This is a genomic window from Acidocella aquatica (assembly GCF_030160635.1).
GTDB classification, from domain to species: domain Bacteria; phylum Pseudomonadota; class Alphaproteobacteria; order Acetobacterales; family Acetobacteraceae; genus Acidocella; species Acidocella aquatica.
Window position 1 is genome coordinate 193,291 of record NZ_BSOS01000090.1, and the last position, 11,105, is coordinate 204,395.

Here is an 11,105-nt window from a genome sequence, read left to right on the forward strand (position 1 = left end):
TTCCTCGATTATGTTTGATTATTATAACTAACGCCGGCAAAAATTTTATTCTTCTTGTTTTACTTAGTAGCTCCCGCCTTAGCCTTTCTTACCCCTGCGCGTGGTAAGCGCCAACTTGGGTACCGCTAGCACCGCCGCTGCCGGCGTCAGCAACGCCGTCACCGCGGCAGAGCAGGCTACAACCCCCTCCTTGGTAAAAGCCTCGTGATTAGCCTCTATTGTTGCCGGATCGTATAGGTAGTTGACCATGAGACCGTAAGATTCATCTATACCGCGCTTACCAGGATTACCCATCCAATTTATACGCTCCAGCCTGGCGCCATTGCCTAGATGAAATTTTGCAACCGAATCAGGCCGCCACCCACCTGTCCCGCTCTCGGTAAGATACATCGCACAAAGCCGAACCAGGGCCGGGCGCAAAGCCTGCGCGAAAGCGGACATATTTACCCAGGACTCATTGCTGATTGCCGCGCGAACACAAGCCAACGGGCGCTCTGCCTCGTATGGCATTCCAGTGGCGGAAAACAGCGCGCTTCCTTCGGCCTCAGATAGTGTGAAGCCGCTCAGATCATTTGCCTTCAGCCTCACCCCCAGCCAACGCCGAAATCCAGGAATCGGAGAAAGTGTTGAAAATTGCTGTATCCATGGCAAACCAATCCGCAATTCCTCGACCACCTGTTTGATCAAGAAATTCCCGAATGAAATTCCGCGCAAACCATCCTGACAGTTTGATATCGAATAGAAAATCGCCGTATCGGCTTCGTTTGCCCTGCGCAATTGCGCAGCTTCATCCGTATCACGCTCCAATAGCGCGCGCACAGATTCCGCAAGCCCCTTAACCAACGCCACTTCAACAAATATCAGAGGATCTCCTGGAAGTGCCGGATGAAAGAACGCAAAACACCGCCGGTCCGCCGCCAGCCTGCGCCGCAAATCGTCCCAGCCTTGGATTTCATGCACAGCCTCATAGGCAATGAGTTTTTCCAGAATTGCGGCTGGTGTTTGCCAATCTATCTGCCGCATTTCCAAAAACCCGCGATTAAACCAGGACGCAAAGAGATGCTTCAGATCAGCGTCAACCCGCTTTAACTCAGGGTGCCCTGCCATGTGCTCGGGAAGCTCCTTGCGCATCCGCACCAGTGCCGCTGTACCGCCCTGCGCCATGTTGATCCGCCGCATCAGCTCCTGGCGTGGCGGTTCAGCACGTTCCGCAAGAACGGCCGCCGTATCAGCTGAAGGTGCCGTTAAATATGAATTCGCCGCAGCTTTTAACGCTTCCTGGTCAGGTTCAAACGCTTCCGCGAGATAAGCATAAAATGCACCGCGCTGTTCGTGCGCCAACCCCCCCAGAACCTCGAGCAATTCGCGCGCGATCGCCGCGCCAGCCGCCTCACCACGTTCAGAAAGCAAAGAGACTGCCAACTGCCTCGCGCGCTCAAGAGGGTTGATGTCTGTTGCGGGAATGGGTGCGAACTTCCGCCCTCGCTCAGCGATCGCCGGCCAAAGACGCTCCAGCCATGCCCGCGCCGACCTGGGATGCAGAATCGACCTGAGAGGCGCAGATTTTGACTGATTGGACATTTCGTACCCCCGACTTTCTGTTTTTATATTATACAAAATGCTATTGTAAAAGGTCTTTTGTATTTTTTAATGAAGAAATATTTGTATACTTAGTAATTTCAATATGTTATTCGATTACATCCCGGATTTAGTCGAGGAAGGGCTTTCCCCGGGGACCGAACGAAAATAAAGTCGCCCTCTGAATTGGTTAAAATTGTTATTCACGATATTTTTTTTGGACTTGCCCGCATGACCGTGACCGAAAAAATGGAACCTATCCGCGTTGCGAATGAAACCCTTGCAAGCCAGATCCGCAATTGCCTGGCCGATGACATCACATCCGGCGCCATCGCTCCCGGCACCCAGATCGACGAGCAGGAGGTGGCCGAACGCTTCGGTGCTTCACGCACCCCGGTCCGTGAGGCTTTGCGGGAACTCGCGTCCTCGGGTCTGGTAACCATCGAGCCCCGCCGGGGCGCACGCGTCGTCGAATTGACGCTTGACCGGATTGGCGAAATGTTCGAGGTCATGGCAGAGATTGAAGCAATGTGCGTCCGCATCGCCACCGAGCGGATGACGACTTTGGAACGATACCAGCTACACCACCTTCACAATATCTCGCACAAACATGTTCTGGATGAAAATATCGATGAATATGACGCAACCAACAAGCAGTTTCATACAACTATATACAACGGAACCCACAGTTCGTTTCTAATCGAGCTGGCCTCCAATCTGCGGCAAAGAATTGCCCCGTTCCGCCGAGCGCAGTTTCGCGGCATCCAGCGGCTTCTCATTTCCTATGAAGAACATGCAGCCATTCTCAACAGCATTTTCGCAAAAGACAGCGACACAGCAGCAAAGCTAATGCGTGCACACATGCTCGTTGCAGGTGCTGTCTATACGCGCTATGCCTATGAACATCCGAGCCGGCTAGAATAATCATCTGAACTGAACCGGCAGGTTCGTATCTGATGATTTAAATTGCTCTCTTGAATACCAGAGGCGACGCATCAAGGCGCAATACCCACGGCCAAAATCTCGAACTCCGCTTACGAAAATCTGCCACCCGATCAATGCAAACTGTCGACGGCGGCGAAAAATGTGTCCGTCGGGTTGATTAAAAGGGGTTTGTTTCAAATCGCTTCCAACCGTGGCTCTGACTCATATTTGGTGCAGCAAGGCTATTTGAATGCGGATCAATGAGCCAGACTTCAACAGTGGCTGCCTCCCGGTCTGGCAGCATATCTATGATCTGCCGGCGCTCAAGATCACAAATCACCGTGCCGTATCGTTGCCCCCGCTTCCAAACCCAGTCGTCAATTCCGATGATGGCCGGAGTGCTCGGCACTTTCACCGCATACCTGCGAACCGTCCTGAGCAATGTATCCCGGCTGACCGGCATCTGCCGACGGCGAGCCAGTCCGGCAGATGGTCGGCCACCCAATGCCAATCCAAGGTGATGCACGACCTTCTCAAACCGACCAGTTCGGCGACAGTAAGCCAACGCGACGTCCTCAGAGAAGCGCTCAACGAAAATCTGCCGAGTACAGCTGGTTTCGCTAGATTGCGATAGCACAAAATGCTCAACTGCTCTCGGTTTGTGTCCCCGGCATCGACTTCAAACCGCCAGATATAGAAATAAAATCCGCTATCTCTTGCACACCCAGCCCGCTCTTCACCTGCGCGAACACGAAAGGCCTTGATCCGCGCATGCGCCTGGCGTCGCGGTCCATAACGTCGAGGCTGGCGCCGACCAGGGGTGCGAGGTCGGTTTTGTTGATAACGAGCAAATCGCTTTTCGTAATGCCGGGGCCGCCTTTTCGGGGGATCTTGTCGCCGGCCGAGACGTCGATGACATAGATGGTCAAGTCGGCAAGCTCTGGCGAAAAGGTGGCAGCGAGGTTATCGCCCCCGCTTTCGATGAGCAGGAGTTCGAGGCGTGGGAAGCGGGCCACCATTTGCGCCACGCCAGCGAGGTTTATGGAGGCATCCTCGCGTATGGCGGTGTGGGGGCAGCCTCCGGTCTCGATGCCGAGGATTCGTTCCGGGACGAGAGACCCCGCGCGGGTGAGAAACTCGGCGTCTTCCTTTGTGTAGATATCGTTGGTGATGGCGGCGATGTCGATCTTGTCGCGGAAGGCGCGGCAGAGCGCATCCATCAGCGCGGTTTTGCCGCTGCCCACCGGGCCGCCAATGCCGACGCGTAATGGTCCGTTCGTGTTCATGTGCGAAATAGCCTTGTATATTGGGTTTCGTGCTTCTGCCCTGCGATATCGGCGGCCCAGGAAGCACTGCCGAGTTCGAGGGATTGGCTTTGATGTACTGTTGCCCGGATGGCAGGCTCCAGTGCTTTTTGTGCCCGCAGACCGGCTGATTGGCCGAGGGGGATGAGGCGCACGGCGGCGGATATCTGGCCCGCAACCGCAGCGTGGAGATAAGCCAGCAAGGCGTCGTCCACGGGGATGCCGTGGACGGAGGCGAGTTTTGCACCCGCAACCGGATATGGGGCCGCTGGCGCGCCGCCCCAGGGTAGCGCAGCGGCGCAAAACGCTTCACCCTGGGCACTGGTTTCCAGACGGCGTTCGGCGCCGGGGCATAAAGCGAGGGCGAGATCCGCGACATCCTCGCCGGCATAGGCACGGCGGAATAATACCGCGTCCGTCCAGAGTGATCCGAGCGCGAGGCTATCTTCGAGCCACAGGGCAAGGGTGGTTTCATTGTTAACCCCGCCTTGCTCCACGACCCATTCCAGCCCGGCGGAATAGGCGAAGCCGCCCGTGGGGAAGGCGGGCGAGAACCAGGTGAGGAGGTTGAGCAAAGCATTAGCCATGGCTGTGATAGGCGCCTCCCTCGGGGTCGAACGGAGCGGTCATCTGCGCCGCGCTGCCGCCAAGCTTTCGCACCATATCCGCGATGACATGATCCTCCAGAATGCGCAGGCAGCTAGGCAGAAATTGTACGGCGAGATGGCGGTTGCCGAGATGCCAGGCGAGGCGGATAAGAGCGTCTGCCGTTGGGGCCGTGATTTCCAGCAATGCCTCGTCCGCGGCCCGCACTTCGACGTAAGAGCCGTCTTCGAGCGCCAGCGCATCGCCGCCGCGGATATGGACGGCTTCGGGCAGATCGAGGAGGATTTCCGTACCCTGGTCCGTAACGAAACGCAGACGGCGGCGGTAGCGGCGGTCGTAATCGAGCGTGACGCTATGGATGGCGGTATGCCACTGATCCGCCGGCAGGATGCGAACGGCGCGCATCAAAAGAGGAAGTACCGCTGGGCCATGGGGAGCACTTCGGCAGGCTCGCAGATTAGCAATTCGCCGTCGGCGCGGACCTCGTAGGTCTCGGGATTCACTTCGATGTCGGGTGTGGCGTCGTTATGGATCATGGATCTCTTGCCGATGCCGCCACGGGTATTTTGCACGGCCACCAGAGGCCGGGAGAGGCCGAGACGCTTGCCGATATCAGCATCGAGTGCAGCTTGCGAGACGAACAGCAGTGAGGATTCGATCAGGGCGCGGCCATAGGCGCCGAACATGGGGCGGTAATGCACCGGCTGCGGCGTGGGGATGGACGCATTGGCGTCGCCCATTTGCGCCATGGCAATCGAGCCGGCCTTGAGCACCATGTCCGGCTTAATGCCGAAGAAGGCCGGCGACCAGAGCACGAGGTCGGCGAGCTTGCCGGCAGCGATGGAGCCGACATGGGCGGACATGCCCTGGGCGATGGCGGGGTTGATGGTGTATTTGGCGATGTAGCGTTTTATCCGGGCGTTATCGCCAGCGCCATCACCAGGCAGGCCGCCGCGTTGTAATTTCATTTTGTGCGCTGTCTGCCAGGTGCGGATTATGACCTCGCCAACGCGGCCCATGGCCTGGCTGTCGGAGGAGAACATCGAGAGGGCGCCGAGATCGTGCAAAATGTCTTCCGCGGCGATGGTTTCCTTGCGGATACGGGATTCGGCAAAGGCGATGTCTTCGGGGATGGAGGCGTCAAGATGATGGCAGACCATGAGCATGTCGAGATGCTCATCGAGCGTATTAACCGTATAGGGGCGCGTGGGGTTGGTCGAACTGGGTAGCACGTTGGGCAGGCCGGCGACACGGATGATGTCCGGGGCGTGGCCGCCGCCGGCACCTTCCGTGTGGAAGGCATGGATGGTGCGGCCCTTGAAGGCGGCGATCGTATCTTCGACGAAGCCGGATTCATTCAGCGTATCGCTATGGATCATCACCTGCACGTCGAATTCATCGGCAACGGACAGGCAGTTGTCGATGGCGGCGGGCGTTGTGCCCCAATCTTCGTGCAATTTGAGAGATGACGCGCCGGCACGGATCATTTCCTCGAGCGCCGCGGGTTGGCTGGCATTGCCCTTGGCCGTAAAGGCGAGGTTCATGGGGAAGGCTTCCGCGGCCTGCAGCATGCGGGCGAGGTGGAAGGGACCGGGCGTGCAGGTGGTGGCGGCCGTGCCTGTGGCCGGGCCGGTACCGCCGCCGACCATGGTGGTGATGCCCGATGCCAGCGCCTCTTCGATCTGCTGCGGGCAGATGAAATGGATATGGGAATCGATGCCGCCGGCGGTGAGGATCTTGCCCTCGCCGGCGATGATCTCCGTGCCGGGGCCAATGATGATGTCCACACCGGGTTGCACATCCGGGTTGCCGGCCTTGCCGATTTTCGCGATACGGCCGGCCCTGATGGCGACATCGGCTTTGACGATGCCCCAATGGTCGATAATGAGGGCGTTGGTGATGACGGTATCGGCCGCGCCTTGCGCGTTGGTGATCTGCGACTGGCCCATGCCATCGCGGATAACCTTGCCGCCGCCGAATTTCACTTCTTCACCGTAGATGCAAAAGTCCCTTTCGACTTCGGCGAAGAGTTCCGTGTCGGCCAGCCGGACGCGGTCGCCCACTGTGGGGCCGAACATATCGGCATAGGCAGCGCGGGTGATGCGGGCCATTATTCTGCTCTCCCCATCGTCAAACCTCTGAAGCCATAAATCTCGCGCCGGCCGCGATAGGGGACCAGGGTAATCTCGCGGCTTTGTCCGGGCTCGAAGCGGATGGCGGTGCCGGCGGCGATATCGAGGCGCTTTCCGTGGGCGGCGGCGCGGTCGAATGAGAGGGCCGCGTTGGTTTCGGCGAAATGATAATGGCTCCCGACCTGGATCGGGCGGTCGCCTTTATTGGCGACACTGAGAACGGTTTTCTCGAGGCCCGCGTTCAGCTCCAACTCGCCGTCCGGCGTAAAAATCTCGCCCGGTATCATCGGATGGGCTCGTGCACGGTGACGAGTTTCGTGCCATCGGGAAAGGTCGCTTCGACCTGCACGTCATGAATCATTTCCGCCACCCCTTCCATAACCTGGGCGCGAGTGAGCACATGCGCTCCCGCCTCCATCAGCTCAGCCACGCGTTTGCCGTCGCGCGCGCCCTCAACCACGAAATCGGTGATCAGTGCCACCGCCTCAGGGTGGTTGAGCTTGACGCCGCGCTCGAGCCGCTTGCGCGCCACCATCGCGGCCATCGCGATGAGCAATTTATCTTTCTCGCGCGGCGTCAAATTCATTCGGTTGGTTCCTTCGCTAGCCTTGCCATACGCGCGGCAGCGGACCGGGCCGCAAAACCGCGAGCGCTCGCGCAACCACATGCCGCAACGCTGCTGCATCCGGTGCCAAAATACGGGCGAGCAGCACATCGCCGGTCCAGCTGGCACTGGCATGAGCACTCGTCAATGCCGCGCGCACGGCGCCAAGCCGCTCCGCCATTCCTGGGCCCACCGCAAAAACACTGGCGACGGCGCGCGCCCCCGCTGCCACGCCGGGGCGGTCAAGGCCGGCTGCGATATCACCTTCGAGGCGAGTGGAATCCTGCCACAGCAAGGCGCCATCACGGCTGAGCGAGATGCGGTCGCGCAAATAGCCCTCGCGCAAAATTTCGCCCATGGCGAGGCGGCCGAAGATGAGGGATTCAACGCCGAGGAATTCCGCTCCCGCGCAAAGGTCGATATCGAGGGCACGGTCGAGGCTGAAACCGTCGAATAATATGGTTTCCTGCGGCAAATAGTGTAGCCTCGCCCCGGCGCCTGCAGTCAGGCGTGTGCGAATGCGGGCGGGGGCCTCAAGCACGCGGTAGACACGCTCGGCCGCCTGGGTGGTGAACGTGACCACGGCGCGGGGTGTCAGCGCCAGGGCGATATCCAGCGCATCGCCACCGGCTATGCCGCCGGAAATGTTGAGGGCGACGGCCTCGACGCCGGGACCACGCGGCAGACGGGCTTTCAGGCAGCCTTCCTGGTAGAAGCGATCAAGGCGCGTGTCTGTGCCGTCATGCGTGAAGCCGAGATCGAGACGGCCGCGCGCACGTTGCGGCGCCGCGATCGCATCTTGCCGGGCGGGCACAAAATTCATCCCCGATACTGGCGGCGGGACTGACAGCCCGTCAAGGGGACAAATAACGTAAGCCGGCGCACAGCTTGCCCCGCACCCGGGAAATTGCGTTGCCGGATAGAAGTTTATGAGTGTTCCGCAGCGCGCCATAAGGCCGAGGCGCCAATACAACCAATGAGCCGGCAACCAGACCTGGAAGATTTCGCGCTACGCTTCACGGCGGGTACCCGCAACCACTACCAATCCCCGACTGCGGGCATGGCCGGCGATCATCAGATCATAAGGACCAATCACTCATCCCCGGCGCTCAAGATCCCCTCTCACCTCAGCCGTGTGTGCGGCAGCGTCGCTGTCGAATGGCAACACCGCCAATCTGGCCGAAAAATGCTCGACTTGGCGGCGGATACGCGAATGCAGAGACTGGTATCCAACATATAGCGCAGCATTAAAAACGCTCACGCTTCTGGGTCATCGGCTGCATACGCTCTCCCAGACCAACTCCCGGAGCGGCAAACAAACCATCCCAAGCCGCCTCGGCCTGCGCCATGATCTTGCGGGGTCCAACTTGCGGGGTCCAACGGAAACAATGGCCACCTCGTGGACATCATCGGAGAAGGCGGCAGCCTTTGACAACCGCACAGCTTGCGAGCAGTTGGAAAGAAACAATGAGGTGCGCGCCAACATGAAAGCTTCAAAAGTATATACTTTTGAATTTGGCCGATTTCAACCTTTCTTTCCAGGTTGCAACCTCCCGCCCCCCTAATTCAGCATTGTCGCGCTCTCCTATTTCAAGATCAATTTCAAGATCAATGCCATAAGTGTTAAATAAATCTTTTCAGCCTACACCGCGGGGATAACAATCCACCATGGACAAAATAAATTTATCGACTTACGCTTATCTCAAACTTCACGCTCATATCTCATAGAGGCCGAAATGTGCGTGCTATGTGCTGTCGAAGCAGTGGGTCAAGATAGTTTTCGACGTGCCTACATACTTCAGCTTTTGGCCTTGGTAGAGGACGCCGGCGCCCTTCCAATGGAGGCCGCGCTTCGCCTTTCCCAAGAAATTCTCACGCTGACTCAATCAAAGCGTTCGGGGCTCGTCTGTGATCTTGCGGTTCCTTCGGACCAGCATCTGAATAAGTTCGCTCAGGGAGAACCATAATGGTCATCAGCTCAAAAAAAAGCCCACTTATGTCAGTTCTATTGTCAAGCCTTTCCGATAAACTGTTATTCGAACTGGAAGAAATCTATAAGGACATACATGCCAATCCTGAATTATCCATGCAGGAGCATCGAACAGCCAGCATCGCCGCTTCTTGGCTGAAACGGCATGGCTTTGAGGTTACTGAGAAGGTGGGGGGAACTGGCGTAGTCGGGCTGCTCCACAACGGGGATGGCCCGACGGTGATGCTGCGTGCTGACATGGATGCGCTACCAATTCAGGAAATCACCGGCCTGCCTTATGCCAGCCAAGCGACCGGCACTGATCGCTTTGGTCAACCGACTGCTATTGCACATTCCTGTGGCCACGACATGCACGTGGCATGGCTGATGGGAGTGACTCGGATTCTAGCCGAAAATCGTAGTGCCTGGCGTGGCGCTGTAATGGCAATATTCCAACCTGGAGAAGAAACCGCCCAGGGGGCACGCGCTATGATCGCAGATGGTATGGTTAAGCGATTTCCTAAGCCTGACATAATGCTCGCGCAGCATGTAATGCCGCTTAGCGCGGGGGAGATAGGCTGGCGTGCCGGGACCATCCTCTCTGCCGGAGACAGTTGGGAGGTAACGATGTATGGGCGCGGTGCGCACGGTTCAATGCCGCAGAAAAGTATTGATCCTGTTGTCATGGCGGCTGCAGCCGTCATGCGGCTTCAGGGGGTGGTGTCGCGGGAAGTGGCGATGACGGACAGCGCCGTGGTCACGGTGGGCACCCTAAGAGCGGGATCAAGCGATAACGTCATACCGGACCATGCCATGCTGAGGCTTAATATCCGAACCTTCAAGGAACAGGTGCGCGGTCGCGTGCTTGCAGCGGTTAAACGGATATTGGAGGCAGAAGCAGCAGCATCTGGAGCGCCGAAAGGACCCGCGTTTTCCGTTCTTAGTGAGTATCCTGTGACACGTAACGACGAGGCAGCAACGCAGACCGTGGTCGCAGCGTTAGAACGGCATTTCGGCACCGAGCGCGTGCATGAGGTACAGCCCGCGACAGCCAGCGAAGATTTTGGTCTGTTCGGATCGGCATGGGGTGTGCCGGTCGTATTCTGGGTCGTCGGTGGCATCGATCCTGCTACCTTCGCAGCCGCTGAAGTAACTGGTAAAGTAGACGCGCTTCCTGCGAACCATGCGCCGGATTTCGCGCCCGTGATACATCCAACGCTGCGTACCGGTATTGAAGCGATGCTTGCCGCCGCAAGCGCTTGGCTGGCACCAGATGCATTAAAGGCATAAGTGGGATGGGGTCGGCTGTTCTATTAGTCAAGATTCTTGATCTCATCGGCACGTTTGTCTTCGCGATCAGCGGTGCTGCGCTAGGTGTCGAGCGTGACATGGATTTATTCGGAGTTCTTGTCCTGGCTTTTGTGACGGCTGTCGCCGGTGGTCTCGCTCGAGACGAACTCATCGGGGCCATTCCGCCTGAATCAATAGCGAGTTGGCATAATCTGGCACTAGCCGTTGCCGCCGGACTGCTGGTTTTTCGTTTCTCTCGGCTATTCTATCGCCTTCAGCACCCCGTTCAGTTTTTCGATGCCGCCGGGCTTGGCGTCTTTGCTGTAGCTGGAACCCAAAAAGCTTTAGATTATGGCATCAACTGGCCAATGGCAGCCGTCCTCGGGATGATCAGTGGGATTGGCGGGGGTATGGTACGTGACATATTAACAGCACAGGTTCCCACAGTATTGCGCGCAGATATTTATGCCGTGGCTGCACTTGCAGGTGCATTAGTGGTGGTTGTTGGGAGTTCGGCTGGGTTACAGCCGATATTTTGCGCGTTAGTAGGAATTGCATTATGTGTGTTCCTGCGTTTGATGGCGCTCTATCGGGGCTGGAAATTGCCGGTGGCCTCATCACATCCACCTGGATCAAGCTAGCCCGGATTATGCAGGACTGCTGGCGAGCATAGCGTAAACCGTTGATTTGATGTAAGA

Annotated in this window: 11 protein-coding genes and 2 pseudogenes; 3 read left to right on the forward strand and 10 right to left on the reverse strand. The window is 57.9% G+C overall.

Annotated elements, in window-relative coordinates:
- Window positions 1-78 precede the first annotated feature (78 nt).
- On the reverse strand, window positions 79-1,581 hold the full coding sequence (locus tag QQJ84_RS16765; protein ID WP_284259455.1) for a malonyl-CoA decarboxylase: 1,503 nt from the start codon (window positions 1,579-1,581) through the stop codon (window positions 79-81).
- A 228-nt stretch (window positions 1,582-1,809) separates the two neighbouring features.
- Between QQJ84_RS16765 and QQJ84_RS16770 the strand changes: the two genes are divergently transcribed.
- Complete coding sequence (locus QQJ84_RS16770) at window positions 1,810-2,502, forward strand: GntR family transcriptional regulator (protein WP_284259456.1); 693 nt, start codon at window positions 1,810-1,812, stop codon at window positions 2,500-2,502.
- A gap of 262 nt (window positions 2,503-2,764) precedes the next feature.
- Here QQJ84_RS16770 and QQJ84_RS16775 read toward each other — a convergent pair.
- The 9 genes and pseudogenes from QQJ84_RS16775 to QQJ84_RS19370 form a co-directional block, all read right to left on the reverse strand.
- Window positions 2,765-3,118, reverse strand: a pseudogene (locus QQJ84_RS16775) (transposase); the annotation flags it as partial.
- 28 nt (window positions 3,119-3,146) lie between these two features.
- Complete coding sequence (ureG, locus tag QQJ84_RS16780) at window positions 3,147-3,788, reverse strand: urease accessory protein UreG (protein ID WP_284259457.1); 642 nt, start codon at window positions 3,786-3,788, stop codon at window positions 3,147-3,149.
- Window positions 3,785-4,393: an urease accessory protein UreF gene (locus tag QQJ84_RS16785; RefSeq protein ID WP_284259458.1), complete on the reverse strand. Its 609-nt coding sequence runs from the start codon at window positions 4,391-4,393 to the stop codon at window positions 3,785-3,787. Before QQJ84_RS16785 ends, ureG begins: the two co-directional genes overlap by 4 nt.
- Window positions 4,386-4,817, reverse strand: coding sequence for an urease accessory protein UreE (locus tag QQJ84_RS16790; protein ID WP_284259459.1), 432 nt, complete (start codon window positions 4,815-4,817; stop codon window positions 4,386-4,388). Before QQJ84_RS16790 ends, QQJ84_RS16785 begins: the two co-directional genes overlap by 8 nt.
- Window positions 4,817-6,523, reverse strand: a complete 1,707-nt coding sequence (gene ureC, locus QQJ84_RS16795) for an urease subunit alpha (RefSeq protein WP_284259460.1) — start codon at window positions 6,521-6,523, stop codon at window positions 4,817-4,819. Before ureC ends, QQJ84_RS16790 begins: the two co-directional genes overlap by 1 nt.
- The gene (locus QQJ84_RS16800; protein ID WP_284259461.1) at window positions 6,523-6,831 is read right to left on the reverse strand and encodes an urease subunit beta; all 309 of its coding nucleotides are present in this window, start codon (window positions 6,829-6,831) and stop codon (window positions 6,523-6,525) included. The genes ureC and QQJ84_RS16800 overlap by 1 nt, the downstream gene beginning before the upstream one ends.
- Window positions 6,828-7,130, reverse strand: a complete 303-nt coding sequence (locus tag QQJ84_RS16805; protein WP_284259462.1) for an urease subunit gamma — start codon at window positions 7,128-7,130, stop codon at window positions 6,828-6,830. Before QQJ84_RS16805 ends, QQJ84_RS16800 begins: the two co-directional genes overlap by 4 nt.
- Before the next feature lie 16 nt (window positions 7,131-7,146).
- On the reverse strand, window positions 7,147-7,962 hold the full coding sequence (locus QQJ84_RS16810; protein WP_284259463.1) for an urease accessory protein UreD: 816 nt from the start codon (window positions 7,960-7,962) through the stop codon (window positions 7,147-7,149).
- A 195-nt stretch (window positions 7,963-8,157) separates the two neighbouring features.
- A pseudogene (locus tag QQJ84_RS19370) lies at window positions 8,158-8,358 on the reverse strand (PIN domain-containing protein); the annotation flags it as partial.
- Window positions 8,359-9,114: 756 nt separating this feature from the next.
- Here QQJ84_RS19370 and QQJ84_RS16815 point away from each other — a divergent pair.
- Together QQJ84_RS16815 and QQJ84_RS16820 are read left to right on the forward strand one after the other, a co-directional pair.
- Entirely contained in the window at window positions 9,115-10,407 is a 1,293-nt protein-coding gene (locus QQJ84_RS16815) for an amidohydrolase (RefSeq protein ID WP_284259464.1), read from the forward strand.
- A gap of 5 nt (window positions 10,408-10,412) precedes the next feature.
- A complete protein-coding gene (locus QQJ84_RS16820; protein ID WP_284259465.1) occupies window positions 10,413-11,048 on the forward strand; it encodes a trimeric intracellular cation channel family protein in 636 nt (211 codons plus the stop codon).
- Window positions 11,049-11,105: the final 57 nt, after the last annotated feature.